Annotated in this window: 16 protein-coding genes; 6 read left to right on the plus strand and 10 right to left on the minus strand. The window is 70.9% G+C overall.

The genetic code is table 11. The annotated features are described in order from the left end of the window. Nucleotides 1–125: 125 nt before the first annotated feature. Together OG607_RS02170 and aroQ are read right to left on the minus strand one after the other, a co-directional pair. Nucleotides 126–1,625 (minus strand): family 43 glycosylhydrolase, encoded by a 1,500-nt coding sequence (locus tag OG607_RS02170; RefSeq protein ID WP_405717980.1) that lies wholly within the window; start codon nt 1,623–1,625, stop codon nt 126–128. A gap of 120 nt (nt 1,626–1,745) precedes the next feature. Further along, a complete protein-coding gene (aroQ, locus tag OG607_RS02175) occupies nt 1,746–2,198 on the minus strand; it encodes a type II 3-dehydroquinate dehydratase (protein ID WP_405717982.1) in 453 nt (150 codons plus the stop codon). Nucleotides 2,199–2,336: 138 nt separating this feature from the next. On the opposite strand from aroQ, the gene OG607_RS02180 reads away from it, so the two are divergent. Next, the gene (locus OG607_RS02180; protein WP_405717984.1) at nt 2,337–3,002 is read left to right on the plus strand and encodes a TetR/AcrR family transcriptional regulator; all 666 of its coding nucleotides are present in this window, start codon (nt 2,337–2,339) and stop codon (nt 3,000–3,002) included. 28 nt (nt 3,003–3,030) lie between these two features. Here OG607_RS02180 and OG607_RS02185 read toward each other — a convergent pair whose 3' ends face one another. The 4 genes from OG607_RS02185 to OG607_RS02200 are packed head-to-tail and all read right to left on the minus strand — an operon-like array spanning nt 3,031 to nt 6,861. Beyond that, nucleotides 3,031–3,486, minus strand: a complete 456-nt coding sequence (locus tag OG607_RS02185; protein ID WP_405717986.1) for a MaoC family dehydratase — start codon at nt 3,484–3,486, stop codon at nt 3,031–3,033. A 37-nt stretch (nt 3,487–3,523) separates the two neighbouring features. Further along, on the minus strand, nt 3,524–5,026 hold the full coding sequence (menE, locus tag OG607_RS02190) for an o-succinylbenzoate--CoA ligase (protein ID WP_405717988.1): 1,503 nt from the start codon (nt 5,024–5,026) through the stop codon (nt 3,524–3,526). A gap of 12 nt (nt 5,027–5,038) precedes the next feature. Next, on the minus strand, nt 5,039–5,932 hold the full coding sequence (locus tag OG607_RS02195; protein ID WP_405717990.1) for an amidohydrolase family protein: 894 nt from the start codon (nt 5,930–5,932) through the stop codon (nt 5,039–5,041). 5 nt (nt 5,933–5,937) lie between these two features. Continuing rightward, on the minus strand, nt 5,938–6,861 hold the full coding sequence (locus tag OG607_RS02200; RefSeq protein ID WP_405717993.1) for an SDR family NAD(P)-dependent oxidoreductase: 924 nt from the start codon (nt 6,859–6,861) through the stop codon (nt 5,938–5,940). Between the two features lie 209 nt (nt 6,862–7,070). On the opposite strand from OG607_RS02200, the gene OG607_RS02205 reads away from it, so the two are divergent. From OG607_RS02205 to OG607_RS02215, 3 genes are all read left to right on the plus strand, one after another. Beyond that, entirely contained in the window at nt 7,071–7,496 is a 426-nt protein-coding gene (locus OG607_RS02205) for a MarR family winged helix-turn-helix transcriptional regulator (RefSeq protein ID WP_405736483.1), read from the plus strand. Between the two features lie 3 nt (nt 7,497–7,499). After that, a complete protein-coding gene (locus OG607_RS02210; RefSeq protein ID WP_405717995.1) occupies nt 7,500–8,258 on the plus strand; it encodes an IclR family transcriptional regulator in 759 nt (252 codons plus the stop codon). A gap of 129 nt (nt 8,259–8,387) precedes the next feature. Continuing rightward, complete coding sequence (locus OG607_RS02215) at nt 8,388–9,539, plus strand: endonuclease/exonuclease/phosphatase family protein (RefSeq protein ID WP_405717997.1); 1,152 nt, start codon at nt 8,388–8,390, stop codon at nt 9,537–9,539. Nucleotides 9,540–9,604: 65 nt separating this feature from the next. On the opposite strand, the gene OG607_RS02220 is transcribed toward OG607_RS02215, so the two are convergent. Together OG607_RS02220 and OG607_RS02225 are read right to left on the minus strand one after the other, a co-directional pair. Next, nucleotides 9,605–10,711 (minus strand): NAD(P)-dependent alcohol dehydrogenase, encoded by a 1,107-nt coding sequence (locus OG607_RS02220; protein WP_405717999.1) that lies wholly within the window; start codon nt 10,709–10,711, stop codon nt 9,605–9,607. A 127-nt stretch (nt 10,712–10,838) separates the two neighbouring features. After that, the gene (locus OG607_RS02225; RefSeq protein ID WP_405718002.1) at nt 10,839–12,299 is read right to left on the minus strand and encodes an aldehyde dehydrogenase family protein; all 1,461 of its coding nucleotides are present in this window, start codon (nt 12,297–12,299) and stop codon (nt 10,839–10,841) included. A gap of 203 nt (nt 12,300–12,502) precedes the next feature. Here OG607_RS02225 and OG607_RS02230 point away from each other — a divergent pair, with 203 nt between their 5' ends. Beyond that, entirely contained in the window at nt 12,503–12,916 is a 414-nt protein-coding gene (locus OG607_RS02230; RefSeq protein ID WP_405736485.1) for a MarR family winged helix-turn-helix transcriptional regulator, read from the plus strand. Between the two features lie 28 nt (nt 12,917–12,944). Here the strand turns inward: OG607_RS02230 and OG607_RS02235 are convergent, their stop codons facing one another. Further along, nucleotides 12,945–13,526 carry a hypothetical protein gene (locus OG607_RS02235; protein WP_405718004.1) on the minus strand — a complete coding sequence of 194 codons (582 nt, stop codon included), beginning with the start codon at nt 13,524–13,526 and terminating at the stop codon, nt 12,945–12,947. 311 nt (nt 13,527–13,837) lie between these two features. On the opposite strand from OG607_RS02235, the gene OG607_RS02240 reads away from it, so the two are divergent. Beyond that, a complete protein-coding gene (locus tag OG607_RS02240) occupies nt 13,838–15,238 on the plus strand; it encodes an alpha/beta hydrolase (protein WP_405718007.1) in 1,401 nt (466 codons plus the stop codon). 185 nt (nt 15,239–15,423) lie between these two features. Here OG607_RS02240 and OG607_RS02245 read toward each other — a convergent pair whose 3' ends face one another. Continuing rightward, nucleotides 15,424–18,510 carry a family 78 glycoside hydrolase catalytic domain gene (locus OG607_RS02245; RefSeq protein ID WP_405736488.1) on the minus strand — a complete coding sequence of 1,029 codons (3,087 nt, stop codon included), beginning with the start codon at nt 18,508–18,510 and terminating at the stop codon, nt 15,424–15,426. Between the last annotated feature and the right edge of the window lie 92 nt (nt 18,511–18,602).

An 18,602-nucleotide genomic window follows, 5' to 3' on the forward strand; every position in this document is an offset into this window, starting at 1 on the left:
AGGCGGCCCCGACCCCACGACAACAGCAGGCGCACACCGGCCGACCCAGCCCGTCCGGCGCTTGAGGACACGCCCGAAGGGCGTTCGGGGGCCCGGGGGCGCAGCCCCCGGCGGTCAGGGTGGAGTCAGGCGACCGGGGTGAGCTGCCACTGCTGGCAGGCGTTGCTCAGCCAGGACCACTGGCGTACGTCGGTGCCGTCGGCGGTGCCGCAGTTCGCGACGTCGGCGACCTTGCCGCTGTTCTCGTTGACGATGCGGACCCAGCCGCCGGTGGCGGTGTAGATGAGCCGGAATTTCTGGCAGTTGTTGTTGAGCCAGGACCACTGCTGGAGGTTGGTGCCGTCGGCGGTGCCGCAGTTCGCGGTGTCCAGGACCTTGCCGGTGGCGACGTTGACGAGGCGGCTGGTGTCGTTGGCCTGGTCCTCGATGCGCCATTTCTGGTTGGCGCCGCCGTTGCAGGTGTACTGGATGACGTCGGCTCCGTCGGCGGTCGAGCTGCCGCTGACGTCGAGGCACTTGCCGCTGTTGCGGTTGGTGATGGTGTAGGCGGTCGGGGTGGCCGCGGTCTCGCCGGAGGGGCCGGCGAGGGAGGTGCCGGTGGCGACGGGGGTGCCGAGGTTCGGGGTGCCGTCGGAGTTCCAGGTGAACTTCTGGGCGCGGGTGGTGCGGCCGTTGCCGCAGCCGCCGGAGGAGGAGCTGTTGGCGTGGTAGACGATCCAGCTCTCGGTGCCGTCGGGCGAGGTGAAGAAGCCGTTGTGGCCGGGGCCGTAGACGCCGTTGGCGTCGCTGCGCTCGAAGACGGGGGTGGACTTCTTGGTCCAGGAGGAGGCGCTGAGCGGATCGGTGCCGGTGTAGGTGAGCATGCCGAGCTTGTAGTCGGCGGTCTGGCAGTAGCTGGCGGAGTAGACGATGAAGGTGGTGCCGTTCCGCTGGAGTGCGACCGGCCCCTCGTTGACCGGGGCGCCGGAGGTCTCCCAGCTGTAGGTGGGCGAGGAGATGACGCTGAAGGTGGTGCTGCTCAGCGTGTACGGATTGCTCATGGGCGCGATGACCAGGCTCTGGGCGCTGCCGTTGACGAAGCCGCTGCCCAGCAGGTAGAGCTGCCCGTTCAGCTGGAGGACGCTGGCGTCGATGAGCCAGCCGCTGGGGGTGAGGTTGGAGCCGGTGAGGCTGTTCTTGTACGTGTACGGGCCCAGCGGATCGGTGCCGGCGCTCTCCAGGACGTGGGTGCGCTGGGAGTCGCAGCAGGCGACGCCGCTCGCGCCGGCGGAGTAGTAGAGGTACCAGTGCCCGTTGAGGAAGTGGAGCTCCGGGGCCCAGATGTTGGTGTTGCGGGTGGAGGTGGTGTCGGACCAGACCTGCACGCTGGGGGCGGTGGACAGCCCGGCCAGGGTGGGGGACTTACGGATGGCGAGGATGCCGGTGAAGGTCGTGGTGACGAGGTAGTAGTTGCCCTCGTAGTACTCCAGCCACGGGTCGGCGCCCTTCACCGACTTGACGGGGTTGGTGTACGGCCGGCCGTCGGCGGCGGTCGCGGGCTGTGCGGTGGCGGCGACCAGCGCGGTGAGCAGGGCAATGGCGACGAGCAGCCAGAGGCGGGTGCGGGTGCTGCGGGAACGGACCATGAAAAGCGGCTCCTGTCCGAAATCTCGAACCAAGTTCGGAACTTCGGTCAGAAAGTAAGCGTGGGTCATGTTCGCGTCAATACTTCTGACAGAACCGGTAAACGCCGCATTACGCGTCGCTCAGCCGCGCTCCTTCACGAGCGTGCACGCGCGGTCCACCGCGAAGGCATAGCCCTGGATCCCGCAGCCTGCGATGACGCCGTCGGCGACCCCGGAGACGTAGGAGTGGTGCCGGAACTCCTCGCGCTTGTGGACGTTGGAGATGTGGATCTCCAGGACGGCCAGTCCGTCGCAGGCGGCGAGCGCGTCGCGCAGCGCGACGGAGGTGTGGGTGTAGCCGCCGGGGTTGATGACGACGGCGCAGTGGCTCAGCCGGGCCTCGTGGATCCAGTCGATGAGCTGCCCCTCGTGGTTGCTCTGCCGGCAGTCCACGGTGAAGCCGTGCCGCGCGGCGGCGTCGGCGACGAGTTTCTCGACGTCGGCGAGGGTGTCGGAGCCGTAGATCTCGGGCTGGCGCTGACCCAGCAGGTTGAGGTTGGGGCCGTTGAGGACGAGCACAGGCTTGTTCGGCATCGTTCACATCCACGTAATGTACGAACTGGTCCGTTAGTCATACGCCATCGGAGTGCGCTCTGTGAAGCCCCGATTGCCGAGAGCCTCCGCCGCCACCCTAAACTGGACCGTACACAACAGCCGCACCCGAGGAGCCGCATGTCAGCCGTCCCCCCGCCGACGCGCCCCGCCGGACGCATGCGCGACGCGGCACGGACGCAGACCGAGATCCTCGACGCCGCGACCGAGGAATTCGCCCGGCAGGGTTACGCGGGAGCGCGGGTGGACGAGATCGCGGCCCGCACCCGCACCACCAAGCGGATGATCTACTACTACTTCGGCGGCAAGGAGCAGCTCTTCACGGCGGTGCTGGAGCGGGCCTACGCCGAGATCCGCCGCCAGGAGCAGCAGCTCGACGTCGAGCATCTGGACCCGGTCGCCGCGATCCGCCGGCTGGCCGAGCTGACCTTCGACCACCACGAGGCGCACCCGGACTTCATCAGGCTGGTCAGCATCGAGAACATCCACGAGGCCACACACATGGCGGCCTCCCCCACGCTCAGCAAGCTCAACACCCCGGCGATCGACGTCATCAGCCGGATCCTGGAGGCGGGCCGGGCGGACGGCGTCTTCACGGCGGACGTGGACGCCGTGGACCTCCACCTGATGATCAGCTCGTTCTGCTTCTTCCGGGTCGCCAACCGGCACACCTTCGGGACCCTGTTCGGCCGCGACCTGATCGCCGCCGGGACGCGCGAGCACTACCGGCGGATGCTCGCCGACATGGTCGTGGCATACCTGACCGCCGGGCCCCGGGAGAGCTGAGCGCGGCGGTCAGGGGCCGGCGCGCGGACTACGCGTAGAAGCGCGAGACGCTCTGCAGCACGGCGGCCGGCTTGGCGCCGCCCTCGATCTCGATGGCGCCGTCGACGGTGACCTGGACCCCGCCCGGCACTTCCTCGACCTCGGCGAGCTTGGCCACCAGCCGGATGCGGGCGCCGACCTTCACGGGCGAGGGGAAGCGCACCTTGTTCAGGCCGTAGTTGACCTTGGTGGTGACGCCCTCGACGTCCAGCAGCTCGGTGAAGAGGGGGATGAACAGCGACAGCGTCAGATAACCGTGGGCGATGGGCGCGCCGAAGGGGCCGTCCTTGGCCTTCTCGGGGTCCACGTGGATCCACTGGTGGTCACCGGTGGCGTCGGCGAAGGTGTTGATCCGCTCCTGGGTGATCTCGATCCAGCCGCTGGTGCCCAGGTCGCTGCCGGCCAGCTTCTTCAGCTCGTCCAGGCCGTTGACGGTAATGCCCATGAGGTTCCACTCCAGTTGTGTTGCGGTGTACGGGATGTCAGGAGGCGCCGTGCAGCTTGCGCACCCGGGCTTTGAGCAGCTTCCCGGAGGCGGTGCGGGGCAGGGTGTCCACCACCACGACGGACTTGGGGATCTTGTACTTGGCGAGCCGCCCGGCCAGCGAGGCCAGCACCTCGTCCGGGTCGAGCTCTGCGCCCTCGCGGGGGACCACGACCGCGCGGCCGACCTCGCCCCACTTGTCGTCGGGGACGCCGATGACGGCGGCCTCGACGATGTCGGGGTGGGCGAGCAGGATGTCCTCGACCTCGGCGGGGTAGACGTTCTCGCCGCCCGAGATGATCATGTCCTTCAGGCGGTCGACGATGGTGACGTACCCGTCCTCGTCGGTCCGGGCGGCGTCCCCGGTACGGAACCAGCCGTCCGCGAAGACCGCCGCGCTCTCGTCCGGCAGCCCCCAGTAGCCCGGCATGACGTGCGGCCCGCGCACCAGGATCTCGCCGGCCTCGCCGGGCGCGACCGCGGTGAGGTCGGGGCGCACGACGCGTACGTCGCTGAAGAAGTGCGGCACCCCGGCCGAGCCGGCCTTGCTCACCGCGTGCTCGGCGTCCAGGAAGAGGACGCCCGGCGAGGCCTCGGTCATGCCGTAGCCCTGAAGGAAGGTCAGGCCCCGGGCCTGGTACGTCTCGATCAGCGGGGTCGGCACCGGGGATCCGCCGCAGGACAGCATGCGCAGGCTCGACAGGTCGGCGTCCGCCCAGCCGGGCTGGCGGGCCATCTGGTCGAACATCGCGGGGACGCCGAACATGAAGGTGATCCGGTGCCGCGCGATGAGGTCGAAGGACCCGGCGGGGTCGAAGGCCTCGACGAGCACGCAGGTGCCGCCCTTGAGCAGCACGGGGAGCGTCAGCATGTTGAGCCCGGCCGTGTGGAACAGCGGCGCGGAGACCAGGGCGACCTCGTCGGCGATCAGGTCCTGGTCGACCAGGACGTTGAAGGCGTTCCAGGTGAGGTTGCCGTGGGTGAGCATCGCGCCCTTGGGGCGGCCGGTGGTCCCGGAGGTGTACATGATGATGCAGACGTCGTCGAGCGTGACCGGCTCGTCGATCGGCTCCTCGGAGGCGGCCGCGAGCAGGTTCTCGTACTCCGGGCCGACGGTGACGTGCACCCGTATGTCGGTCGTGCCCCGCAGTTCGTCCACCAGGGCGTCGTGCGAGGAGGAGCGGATCAGCGCCTTCGCTCCGGAGTCCTTGAGCTGGTAGGCGATCTCGGGACCGGCCAGGCGGGTGTTCAGGGGGACGAAGACGGCCCCGAGGACACCGGAGGCGAAGAGCGTCTCCAGGTAGGTGGGGTGATTGGGGCCGAGGTAGGCGACCCGGTCGCCGCGCCGGATGCCGGCGGCGCGCAGGGAGTGCGCGAGCCGGTTGACGCGGGCGTGGAGCTCGGCGTAGGTGACGGCCGTGGACCGGTGGACCAGGGCCGTGCGGTGCGGGGTCTTGCGGGCCCGGCGTGCGGGCCACGACCCCAGTCCCTCGTTGCGCATGAGCGGGGCCCCCTATGCCTTCGTGAGTCCGAGCAGGCGGGCGGCGTTCTCCTTGAGGATCTTCGGCTTGACCTCGTCCTTGATCGGCAGCTTGTCGAAGTCGGCGAGCCAGCGGTCGGGGGTGAGGACGGGGTAGTCGGAGCCGAAGAGGACCTTGTCCTTGAGCAGCGTGTTCGCGTACTGCACCAGCTGCGGCGGGAAGTACTTGGGCGACCAGCCGGACAGGTCGATGTGGACGCCCGGCTTGTGGGTGGCCACCGCCAGCGCCTCGTCCTGCCAGGGGAAGGAGGGGTGCGCCAGGATGATCTTCATATGCGGGAAGTCGGCGGAGACGTCGTCGATGTGCAGCGGGTTGCTGTACTTCAGCCGGATGCCGCCGCCGCCCGGGACGCCCGCGCCGATGCCGGTCTGGCCGGTGTGGAACAGCGCGATGCAGCCGGTCTCCTCGATGACCTCGTACAACTCGTATGCCACCGCACGGTCGTTGGGGAAGAAGCCCTGGATGCTGGGGTGGAACTTGAAGCCCTTGACTCCGTACTCCTCCACCAGGCGGCGGGCCTGCTTGACCCCGGCCCGGCCCCGGAAGGGGTCGATGGAGGCGAAGGGGATGAGGACGTCGGCGTTGGCGGCGGCGGCCTCGGCGACCTCCTCGTTGGGGACGGGCGCGGTGCCGGTGGCGGACTCGGCGTCCACGGTGAAGATGACGGCGGCCATCTTCCGCTCGCGGTAGTACGCGGCCGTCTCCTCCAGGGTGGGCTTGCGCTTGCCCTCGACCTTGAAATAGGCGCTGGAGGCGTCGTGCAGGTCGTCGTCCAGGGATGAGTGGCCCTTGGAGGACACCTCGGCGTGGGTGTGGACGTCGATCGCGACGAGCTCATCGACATTGATGGCCGGCGAGGCGGTCATACGGATCAGGCCTCCGGGAACTTGGGCGCCGGGATGCCGACGGACTGCGGCTCGCGGCCGACCGAGGTGTGCCAGGTGGAGGCGATCGTCTCGGGGGTCCAGCCGCCGTCGGCGTACGCCACCGAGGCCTCCTGGGGGTGCGACCACAGGGCGAGCTTGTCACCGCCGATGCCGATGCACTGGCCGGTGACGTCGCGGGCGGCGTCGGAGGCGAGGAAGGGGATGAGCGCCGCGCAGTCCTCGGGGGTGCCGAAGCCCTCGCCCTTGCGGAGGAAGTCGGGGAAGGACTCGCCCCGGTTCAGCGCCTCGATGTAGGGGGCGAAGGCCGGGATGGTCTCGGTCATGGCGGTGGCGGCGACGGGCACGATGGCGTTGACCGTGATGCCCGCGCGGCCCAGTTCCATGGACCACGTGCGGGTCATCGCCGCGATGCCCGCCTTGGCCGCGGCGTAGTTGGTCTGGCCGAAGTTGCCGCGCTGGCCGGCCGGGGAGCCCACGAGGATCAGGCTGCCGCCTTCGCCCTGCTCGCGCAGCCGCACGGCGGCGGCCCGGGCGAGCGTGAAAGTGCCCTTGAGGTGGACGCCGATGACGGCGTCGAAGTCCTCGTCGGTCATCTTCCACAGCACCTTGTCGCGCAGGATGCCGGCGTTGGTGACCAGGATGTCCAGCCGGCCGAAGGCCTCCACGGCGCGGTTGACCAGGCGCTCGGCGGCCTCGGTGGTGCCCACGGCGACGGCCTCGGCGACCGCGCGGCCGCCCGCCTCGTTGATGGTCTTGGCGGCCTGCTCGGCCACGGCCTCGTCGAGGTCGTTGACGACCACGGCGGCGCCGGCCTTCGCCAGCGCGGTGGCGTAGGCGAGGCCGAGGCCGCGGCCGCTGCCGGTGACGACGGCCACCTTGCCGGTGAGGTCGATGGGGGCGTTCGACACGACTTTGTGTCCCTTCGGGAGGGGGTGAAGAGGGGGCGAAGAAGGGTGACTGAAATAGAAGCTAAGACCAATCATTGTTGTCGTCAATAGTTGTCCGAGACCTCGGCATGCCTCATGCTTGGGCAGACAGCACCGAATCTGACCCGAACCTGACGCCGACTCTGACTCTGGAGCACACGATCGCTGACACCGAGGTGGACGCGCCCTGGATGCGCGGTCTGCACGCCGACACCGGCTATCTCCTCTACCGGCTCGGACTCCAGTCCGGCCGCCTGTTCAACATCAGCCTTGAGGAGTACGGCCTCCGGCTGCGGCACTACGCGCTGCTGCGCTACCTCGCCACCGTCGAGGGCGCGCTCCAGCGCGAGCTCAGCACCCGGCTCGGCTACGACCCCAGCGCCATCGTCAGCCTCGTCGACGACCTCCAGGGCCTCGGCCTGGTCGAGCGCCGCCCCTCCCCCGGCGACCGCCGCAGCCGGATCGTCGTCCTCACCGACCGGGGCCGCGACGTGCTCCGCGACACCGACAAGGCCGGCCGCCGCGTCACCGACGAACTCCTCGCGCCCCTCGACGCCGCCGACCGGGACGCGCTCCACGCGCTGCTCCAGCGGGTGGCCGACGCCGACCAGGGCTGAGCCGTGACGGTACGCACGGCCGCCGACCGGCTGCTCGCCGTACTCGACGCCTTCGACCACCGGCATCCCACGCTCTCCCTCACCGAGATCGCCCACCGCGCCGACCTGGCCCTCACCACCGCCCACCGCCTCGTCGCCACCCTGACCGCCTGGGGCGCCCTGGAGCGCGACGACTCCGGCGGCTACCACGTCGGCCTGCGGCTGTACGAGCTCGCCGCGCTCGCCCCGCGCGGGATCGGGCTGCGGCAAGCCGCGATGCCGTTCCTGGAGGACCTGTACGAGGCCACCCACGAGAACGTCCACCTCGCGGTGCGCGACGGCCTGGAGGTCGTCTACATCGAACGGCTCTCCGGGCGCTCGGCGGTGGGCGTCCGCAGCCAGGTCGGGGCCCGCTGGCCGCTGCACGCCACCGGCGTCGGGCTGGCCCTGCTCGCCCACGGCAGCCCGGCCCTGCAGGAGCAGGTCTGCGGGCAGACCCTGACCGCCTTCACGCCCTTCACCGTGACCGACCCGGAACGGCTGCGGCGGATGCTCGCGGACGTCCGGCGCACCGGGTGCGCGGTCAGCGACCGCCAGATCACCGACGACGCCCTGTCGGTGGCCGCACCCGTACGGGGGCCGCGCGGCGATGTGATGGCCGCCGTCTCGGTCGTCGTCCCGGTGCTCGGCGCCCAGACCCAGGCCCTGGTCCCCGCCGTCCGCGTCGCCGCGCGGGGCATCTCCCGCACCCTGGGCTGGCGGCCGGCGTCCGCAAGCGGCTGACTCCCGTGAAGGGCACGTCAGCACCCTGGCCCCCGCCCGGTCGCCGAGCCCGGCCGCTCCTCCTAGGTTGACGCCTGACGGGCCTCCGCCCGCCCTCAGTCCTCGCCGAGCCGAAGGGGCCGCACCGCCATGCCCGAGACCCCCACCGCCGCAGAGCTTCCGGCTCCGCCCCGCCGCCGGCGACGGCACGGAAGGGCCAGGGCCGTCTTCTCGTCCGCCCTGGCCACCGCCCTGCTGGCGGCGCCCGGCGCGCTGCCGGCGGTCGCTGACGGCCCCGCCGCCGCCCCGCTGAAGGTGATGACCCGCAACCTCTCTTTCGGCGCCGATCTGACACCGGTGTTCAGGGCCACGAGCGGCACGGAACTCGTCCAGGCGGTGACGGCTGCGTACAAGAACGTCCAGGACACCGACTTCCCCGAGCGCGCCCTGGCGCTGGCGGGCGAGATCGCAGGAAAGGACCCGCAGCTGGTGGGGCTCCAGGAGGCCGCGCTGTGGCGCAGCCAGACGCCGTCGGGACCGGGCGCCGCCACCCATGTGGAGTACGACTTCGTGGACATCCTGCTGCGTGCGCTGGCCGCCCGGGGCAGGCACTACGCGGTGGTGGCCTCGGTCACCGACGGCGACTACGAGGCCCCGCGAGCCACCCCGTCCGGTCTGCAGGACGTGCGTCTCACCGACCGGGACGTCCTCCTGGCCCGTACGGATCTGCCCCGGGCGTACTTCTCCGTCGGCGCGCCGCGCTCCGGGAGCTTCGCCGCGCGGGTGACGCTCACCAGTCCGGTGCTCGGCACCGTCGTCGTCCCGCACGGCTGGGTCGCGGTGGACGCCACCGTACGCGGCCGCACCACCCGCGTAGTGAGCACGCACCTGGAGACCCTGAGCCCCGCCGTCCAGGTGCTGCAGGCCAGGGAACTGCTCGACGGCCCGCTGAACACGCGGCTGCCCAGCGTGCTCGTCGGCGACCTCAACTCCGCCGCCGGGGGCGTGGGCGCGGAGCCGGGCAGGACCGACACGCGCACCTACGGCGACCTGCTGGCCGCCGGGTTCACCGACGCGTGGACCGCCCGGCACCGCGGCAACCCCGGTTTCACGTGCTGTCAGGATGCCTCCCTGCACAACACCGCCTCCACCCTGCGCCAGCGCATCGACTACCTGCTCTTCCGCGGTGGCCTCACCGCCCTGGCCGCCGGCCGGGTCGGGGCCCGGCCCGGCGACCGCACGCCGTCGGGGCTGTGGCCTTCGGACCACGCCGGCGTCTGGGGCGTCCTGCAGCCGCGTTGACGACCACCGCGCTCCGGTGCTCCGGTGCTCCGGTGCTCCGGTGCTCCGGTGCTCCGGTGCTCCGGTCAGAAGCGGAGCACCGGCTTGATGGTGGCGCCCGACACGACGTCGGCGACGGCCTGGCCGATCTCCTCGAACTTGTAGTGCTTGACGAGCCGGTCGACCGGCAGCCGTCCGGACGCGACGAGGTCGACCAGCACCGGGATGAGGGATTCGGTCTCGCTGTCACCGAGGGTGAGGCCGACGACCTTGCGGCCGGGGATCATGAAGTTGACGTCGATGGGGACGGTGGTGCCGAAGGCGGGGGCGCCGACGATCACGGCCGTGCCACGGGCGGCGAGGGTGCCGACGGCGGCGGCGAGGACGCCGGTGTTGCCGGTGGTCTCGACGACGCCGTTGGCGCCGGCGCCGCCGGTGATGTCGGCGATGGCCTCGGCGAGATCGGTGTCGGTGGTGTCGACGGTGTGGGTGGCGCCGAGCTCACGGGCGAGGGCGAGCCGCTCGGGGACGCGGTCGACCGCGATGATGCGGGTGGCCGGGGTGAGACGGGCGGCCATGACGGCGGACAGGCCGACCGCTCCGGCGCCGGTGACGACGATGGCGTCGCCGGGGCGGGGCTCCAGGACGTTCCAGACGGCGCCGACGCCGGTCTGGACACCGCAGCCCAGCGGGGCGAGCAGCTCGAGCGGGGCGTCGGCGGGGACCTTGACCAGGCTGCGCTCGTCCACGAGGGCGTGCCGGGCGAAGGAGGACTGCCCGAAGAAGTGCCCGCCGAGGTTCTCGCCGTCCCGGCTGAGCGTGGCGGAGCCGTCCGCGCGGGTGCCGCCGATGAGGTTGAGCGGCAGCCAGGTGGCGCAGTAGGCGGGGTGGCCGTCGCGGCAGTTGGCGCACTTGCCGCAGGAGGTGAAGGACAGCAGCACCTGGTCCCCGGGCTGGACCCGGGTGACGGCGGAGCCGACGGCCTCGACCACGCCCGCGCCCTCGTGGCCGAGGACCCCGGGCAGCGGGAAGGGGAGGTGGCCGCCGGCGACGCCGAGGTCGGTGTGACAGACGCCTGCGGCGACGATGCGTACGACCACCTCGTCCGGGCGGGGGTCGGCAAGTTCGACCTCGGTCAGGGTGAACCCGGCGCCGGCCGACTCGACGACGGCGGCGGCAGTGGTGACAGACATGCGAGCTCCTGCGGAGGGATGGCGGTACGGCCGGGGGGAAGGCGGGGCGGGCGCCGGGCGGTTTGAACGGTTCCGGCGGGTATGCCGGGCACTCGTGGCCCCGCCCGGAACGCCCGCGAGGGCCGCGTCAGGCCAGGGAGATGACGACGGACTTGACCTTGGTGTACGACTCCAGCGCCTCGGGGCCGTACTCGCGGCCGAAGCCGGAGTTCTTGACGCCGCCGAAGGGGATGGCCGGGTCGAGCATCGCCCAGTCGTTGACCCAGACGATGCCGGCCTGGAGGCGGGCGGCGACGCGGTGGGCGCGGGCGAGGTCCCGGGTCTGCAGGCCGGAGGCGAGGCCGTACGGGGTGCTGTTGGCCAGCGCGATCGCCTCGTCCTCGGTGTCGAAGGGCTGGACGGTGAGGACGGGGCCGAAGATCTCCTCCTGGACGGCGCGGGAGTCGTTGCCGAGCCCCGCGATGACGGTGGGCTTGTAGTAGTAGCCGCCGTCGAGCTCCAGCCGCTCGCCGCCGGTGACGATCCTGCCGCCCTCCGCCTTGGCGATGGCCACGTACTCCTCGACCTTCTCCAGGTGCCGCAGGCCGGCCATCGGGCCGATGACGGTCGCCGGGTCGAAGGGGTCGCCGAGCGGGACGCCGGGCACCGCGCCCTCCAGGATCCCGAGGACGGTGTCGTGCAGGGAGCTGTGGACCAGCAGACGGGGGCCGCCCATGCAGAACTGGCCGGTGTTGAAGACGAAGCCCTTGATGATGGCGCCGATCGCCTTCTCCAGGTCGGCGTCCTCGAAGACGATGTTGGCCGCGTTGCCGCCCAGTTCCATCGTGACGGGCTTCAGCGCCGCGCCCGCCGTGGCGGCGGCGTGCCGGCCGATCGCGGTGGAGCCGGTGAAGGCGATCTTGTCGACCCCGGGGTGGGTCAGCAGCGCCTCGCCGACCACCGCGCCGCCGCCGGTGACCACGTTGAGCACGCCGTCGGGGACTCCGGCCTCGGCGAGGATCTCGGCCATCAGCAGGGCGCTGAGCGGGGTCTCCTCGGCGGGCTTGTGGACCACGGTGTTGCCGGCCGCGAGCGCCGGGGCGAGCTTGGAGCTGCTCAGGATGAGCGGGAAGTTGAAGGGCGTGATGGCGGCGACGACGCCGAGCGGCTCGCGGCGGGTGTAGGCGTGCGAGGGGATCGGGATCTGCCGGCTGGACCCGTCGACGCTCTGCGCCATCGCCGAGTAGTACTCGTACTCCTCGGCGGCGGTGGACACGTCCACGGCGCGGGCCAGGGACACGGGCTTGCCGACGTTGACGCTCTCCACCGCGACCAGTTCGTCCGCGCGCTTGCGGATCAGGTCGGCGGCCCGGTGCAGGATCCGGGCCCGCTCACGGCCGGGCGTCTGCGACCAGGGGCCCTCGTCGAAGGCCTTGCGGGCGGCCGCGACCGCCGCGTCCACATCGGAGGCGTCCGCCTCGGCGACCGTGGTGACGACCTTGCCGGTGGAGGGGTCGGTGATGTCCCGGACGCCCTTGGCCCCGGCCTCTCGCCACTCGCCGTCGATGAAGAGCCTGCCAGGCTCGAGGTGCGGCCGACTGACGCTCATGGCCCGCTCGCCTTCCCGGTGCGACGTTGGCACACGCACCGCGCTGATGTCGGCCGCGCCACTGCGACCAACAGGTTTCCTGATGATTACGCCCCATGGCCACGATGGCAAGAGGGTGGGCATAATCAGGAAGTCTGAATGTCGAACAACGGAGGCCACGCGTGGCGACGCGCACCGCGAGGACGACCCCGCACCCGTCGTTGATGTACGCCGTCAAGCAGGTCGAGCTCGCCGCCCGCGCCCACATGGACGAGCTGCTCAAGCCGGTCGGTATCACGGCCCTGCAGTACACAGCTCTCACGGTACTGCGCCGCCGGGACGGGCTCAGCTCGGCGCAGCTGGCCCGCAACTCCTTCGTCACCGCCCAGTCCATGGCCGACATGGTCACCACACTGGAGCGCCGCGGCCTGATCACCCGCCGCCGCGACCCGGACAACCGCCGGGTGCTGCTGATCAGCCTCACCGACGACGGGCATCAGCTCCTGACCACGTACGACGAGAGCATGGGCGCCCTGGAGGAACGGATGCTGGGCGCCCTCAGCGAGCGCGAACGCGTCAGCCTGGAGGACTACCTCAACCGCTGCCGCGCCGCGCTCGCGGACGAGCCGCCGCACTGACGCCGGTCGCCCCCGTCACCGCCTTCCGTCACCAGGTGTGTGCCACGTCGACCACGACCCGGTCGGAGAGCTGCAGCACCCGGAACGGCAGCCTGGCCCTTATACCGAGGCCCACCTGCGTCACGCCCTCGAAGCTCGATCCGAACCGGGTGTCCCGGAAGGTCGGGTATCCGGTCAGGGTGATGCCCGGCAACGGCTGACCGGACACGCCCGGGTACGTCGGCGTCCCGGTGTTCGGGTCGTAGGACGGAACGGACAGCCTGATCTCCAGGATCGCCCCGCCGGAGACAGGGATCGTGTCGCCCGACGCGTCCTGGATCAGTTTGCTGACGTAACTCACCTGGTAGCCGACCGACGTTCCCCCGCCGGGAACGTCGAACACCAGGCGGTCGTAGCACTCGTGGGTGCCGGAACGGATATCGGTCAGCGAGTCGCCGTACGCCGTCGCCGACGCGGACTCAGGCAGACTGCCCCAGCCGGTCGGGCAGGCGGTGACGGACGCCGTGGCGCCGGCGGCCGTGCCCACGGCAGCGGCGGGCACGGCCGCGCTCAGGACCGCACCGCCCATCAGCACGCTGGCCGACACGATGCCCCATCGTCGTATTCGCATCTTTTTCCCCCTTGTCCGGCAACTCATGGAACTTCGGTCATGAGTTGGACATCCCAGACACCCGATGGGTTGTGCGCCCGCGCCGCCTCGATCCAGGAGACAACCGGGTCCACGTCGACGGCTCGCCGTCCTTCTCGACGCGGTCGAACTCATGAGGGGGCACGTATCGGCGCGTTCAGGCCGACCCTCAGCCGATGTCGTGCAATTCATTGACGGCAGTAACAGAATCGCCCTACATTCCGTGGCGTTCAAGTGCACTGAGCATCCGTACGCAGAGCTCCCCATCGGCCCGCAGATCGGAACCCCAGCACATGACCGCACGCACCCGCCTGGCCCGTACCTCCGCCGCTCTCGGAGCGGCGGTCGTCCTCTCCGTCACCGCACCCGCCGCCCACGCGGAGACGACGACCACCCAGCACCTGACCGGCACCCTCACCGACGGCGCCACCTGGATCGCCGACGTCCCGGCCGACTGGAACGGCACGCTGCTCCTCTTCAGCCACGGCTTCGGCCCGACCGTCGCGCAGGACGCGCCCTCGGCCGCCGCCCGCACCGAACTGCTCGCCGAGGGCTATGCGCTGGCCGGTTCCTCGTACGACCCGAAGGGGTCCATGTGGGCGCTGGAGAGCGCCGAGCGCGACCAGTTCGCCACCCTCGACGCCGTCAAGGCTGAGATCGGCAAACCCCGCCGCACGTACTCCGTCGGGCAGTCAATGGGCGGCCTGGTCAACGCGCGGATCGCCCGGGACGGCGCGGGCCGCGTCGACGGCGCGCTCGGCCTGTGCGGCCTGGTCGCCGGTGCGACCGACCTGGACAACTACCAGCTCGACGCGGAGTACGCGATCGCCCGCCTGCTCCTGCCCGCCGAGGACCTGAAGCTGGTGAACTTCGCCTCGCAGGCCGAGGCCGCAGCCACCGCCGGCCGCCTCACCGCTGCGGTCACCGCCGCCCAGGCCACCGCGCAGGGCAGGGCCCGCGTCGCCCTGGCCGCCGCCTTCCTCAACCTCCCCACCTGGGCCCCCGGCCAGGACCGTCCCGCCGCCGACGACTGGGCCGGGCAGGAGGAGCAGCAGTACGCGTGGCTCGCCCAGGGCCTGCTGTCCTTCGTCGAAGGCGGCCGGTACGCCATCGAGCAGTCCGTGGGCGGCAACAACTCCTGGAACCAGGGCATCGACTACGGCGCCCAGCTGGCGCAATCGGTCCACGCCCCGCAGGTCCGCGCGCTGTACCGGGCCGCGGGGCTCGATCTCCACGCCGACCTGCGCGTGCTCACTCACGGCGCCGACATCACCGCGGACCCGGCGGCGGTGCACACGGCGCAGCTCACATCATCTGCCGGGCAGGGGCTCGGCGTGCCGCTCCTCGACATCCACACCACCGCCGACAACCTCGTACCGGTGGAGCAGGAGAACCGGTTCGCCGACCGCGTACGGGCGTCCGGCGACGGCTCGCTGCTGCGGCAGGCATACGTCGAACGGCAGGGCCACTGCGCGTTCACCACGGCCGAGACGGTCGCCGCCCTGCACGCGGTCGAGCGGCGCGTGACCACCGGCCACTGGGGCGGGGCCACTCAGCCGGCCGCCCTGCAGAAGGCGGCCCTCGGTCTCGGCCTGGACGGGGCGGCGTACGTCCCCTACCACCCGGCCGAGTTGACCGTCGGGCGCGTGGCGCCTCTGCGGACCGGCCGGCCGGCACCTCGTCAAGAGGCCTGACACGTCGGAGCCCCGCGTCAGGGGGGCGACAAGTGGCATGGCGAAGCGGCAAACCGGCACGCCGACGCACTCGGCGTCACAGCCGATGTGCGGCCAACCACGGTCGACGCAGCATGAGTCGGCTGACCGGTCTGCCGGTAGTGGTACCGCAGACCGGTCACTCCGTCTGCATCGCGCCCCGCTGCTCAGTGCAGCCGCGTGGTCAGGTGGTACCGGCCGGACGGGATCCGGTACGAGAACACCCCGTCCGCGTGGCCGACGAAACGCACCCCGTCCACTCCTGACAGGGGCGTTCGTCCTTCGCGGACGGCATCGGCGGAGGCGGCCGGAAGGCGCAGCGTCGCCTCGCTGTTCGCGGGCACGACCGCGTCGTACGCCAGGGTCCGGCCCGCCTCGTCGAGTGCCCACTCGCTTCGGATCTCGCCGTACGGCGACTCGTAGACGCCCGAGACCTGCGTGATCCTGCCCGTGGGATCGATGTGGGGTTGCAGGACGAAGCGCTTGAAGCCGGGGTTTTCCGGGTCGCGGGCGATGCCGGCCATGTAGGCGTACATCCACTCCATGATCGCGCCGTAGGCGTAGTGGTTGAAGGAGTTCATGCTGACCGGGCCGAAGCCGGCGTCCTTGGAGTACGAGTTCCAGCGCTCCCAGACGGTGGTGGCACCGTTCTTCACGGAGAAGAGCCAGGACGGCAGCGCGTCCTGGTGGAGCAGCTTGTACGCCAGGTCCGCGCGGCCCTGGTCGGTGAGGACGGGGGCGAGGACGTTGACGCCGAGGAAGCCGACGGACAGCGTGTTCTCCGCGTATCTGACCCGGCTGCTGTTCGGGTGCGCCGCCTTGTAGGCCGCGTCGTTGCCGATGTTGTCCGCCAACAGCCCGACGAGTGTGCGGCGTTGGGCCTCCGTCTCGTAGAAGCCGAGCTTGAGGACCCACAGCAGGGCCGTCTGGCTGTTGTCCTCCGTCTTCTGGTTCGGGTCGGCGCCCGGTTCGATCGGGGAGGCGTCGCCGAGGCTGGACTTGACCGTGACCGTGCCGCCGTCGGCGCTCAGGTACTTGGTGATGAACGCCTGCTTGATGCGTCCGAAGAGCCGGTCGTACGTCTCCCCCTCCGCGGTCCGGCCGATCGCGCGGGCCAGTTGTGCCATCAGCCGGGCGACATAGCCGTAGTAGACGTCGCTCATGAGCTGGGCGCTGGTCTTCTGCGGGGCCAGCCAGTCGCCGGTGAGGGAGCCCTGTCCGGCGTAGGTGTCGCCGGTCTGCTGCCGGATCCAGTCCAGGTAGCGGGTCAGCGCGGGCCAGCTGCGCTCGACGACGGTCGTGTCACCGGTCATCTGCCACAGCGTCCACGGGAGGACGACCCCGCAGTCCGCCCAACCGCTGCCACCGCCCGGGAAGTTGAACCGTCCACCGGGGGCGAGCCCCGTGAACTGTCCTTTGTCCATGCCGTAGATGGTCTGGGAATCGACGACACTGTCCTGGAAGTGGCTGAGGAAGACCCCGGCGTCGGCGTTGTAGAGGCCGGTCGCGGAGAAGACCTGCGTGTCGCCGGTCCAGCCGAGGCGTTCGTCTCGCTGCGGGCAGTCGGTGGGTACCCAGAGGTAGTTGCCGCGCTGGCCCCACCGTATGTTGCTCGCCAGCTGGTTGATGTCGGGGTCGTCGGTGGTGACGGTGCCGATCTCGCGGATCGCGGACGTGGCGACCTTTCCGGTAAGGCCGGTGATCGTGACGGTGTCCGTCGCGGTGACGGACACATGGCGGAAGCCGTAGAAGGTCAGGGAGTCCTGGTGGGTCTCGCCGTGCCGGTCTCCCTTGAGGATGTACGTGCTGGTGGCCTTGGCGCTGCGGAGGTTGGCCCGGTAGACGGAGCCCACCGGGCCGTCCGCGCCGGCACTGTCGTCGTTGAGCATCTCGCCGAACCTGAACTCGACCCGGGCGCCGGCCGGGCCGCGCAGGCTGTAGCGGGCCACGCCGACCATGTTCTGGCCGAGGTCGAAGACGGCCGTCTCGCCACTGCCGATCGTGACCGGGGCGGAGGCCGCCTTCGCCGGGTCGGTAACCGTCCGGGCGGGGTCCACGACGATGCGGCCCTTGCCGTTGGGGCTGTCCTCCTGTCCGGTCACTCCGGTGGCCACGGTGATCGACTGCGGTCGGCGGTCCCAGCGGTGCATGAAGCGTGCGGTCTCGCCCGGGTAGGCGAGGAGTTGTACGTCGGGGTACTTGTCCTCGAAGGCGACTCGCTCCACGTCCGACCAGGCGGCATCGTCGAACCCGTGCGCCGTCCAGCCCGGGAGTTCCTGGCGCGCGTCGTAGGTCTGGCCGTCGTAGATGTCGTCGGCGCGGTACGGGCCTGTGTCGGTGGCCTTCCAGCCACCGTCCGGCCTGGTGACGACCGTCTGCGACGTGCCGTCGGCATACCGGATCAGCAGCTTGGCCTTCAGCGCCAAGGCGTTGCCGTCCTCCGAGTAGTAGGTACTGCCGTCGGAGATGCGGCCGTTGTACCAGCCGTTGCCCAGGACTGCGGCAAGGGTGACGGCCGGCTGCCGTGTCACCAGGTCCGTGACGTCGTAGGTCAGGTAGTTGAGGCGCGCGTCGTAGTTCGTCCAGCCAGGGGCCAGCAGCTCGATCGTGGTGCCGCCGTCCTGCGGAACGGTCACGCGGCATCCGTTGACGTGGGCCTCGTAGACGCCGAGGGCCGAGACGTACAGCCGCGCCTCGCGAATCTGGCGCCGGCTCTTGAGTGCTGCCTCCTTCCGCAGCATCGGCGCCCCGGCCGTGTCGGGCGTCTTCCCCTTCATCCCGATCCACTGCGCGCCGTCCCATCCGGCCACGCCGTCAGTGCTCATGAGGCCGGTCTCGAAGAAGGAGGAGGACCATGCGGTGCCGGACGGACGGCCATCGGCGTCCCAGACGGTGACGGTCCAGTGATAGCGGGTCGAGGCTACGAGCGGCCTGCCGGCGTAGCGGACGGCCACCGAGTCGGAGGAAGAGACGAGGCCGCTGTTCCAGACGTCCGCGCGGGCAGAGGTCAGCCTGTCCGGAGAGCTCGCCACGAGGATCCGGTACGCCCCTTGGCTCCGGCCACGGGCTGCTGACCGCATGAGCCAGCCGAAGCGCGGCCGGGCGGCGTCCACACCGAGGGGATCCGTGCGGTGTTCCACGGTCAGCCCGGCCACGGCAGCACCTCCCGTATGGCGGGCGGGTGCCGCCTGCGCGGTTGGTCCACCACCCACGGCGCCGGCCACTACGGCCGCGCCGGCCGTCGCCGCGACCACGGTGCGCCGGGGGACTCCCCTGCCATGCCCGCCGGGTCGTCCAATGTTCTGGACGTCGCGGGCCGTGCCGTCTGCGTCGCCTTGCTCATTTC

The organism is Streptomyces sp. NBC_01537, assembly GCF_045040445.1.
In the GTDB taxonomy this organism is placed as follows: Bacteria; Actinomycetota; Actinomycetes; order Streptomycetales; family Streptomycetaceae; genus Actinacidiphila.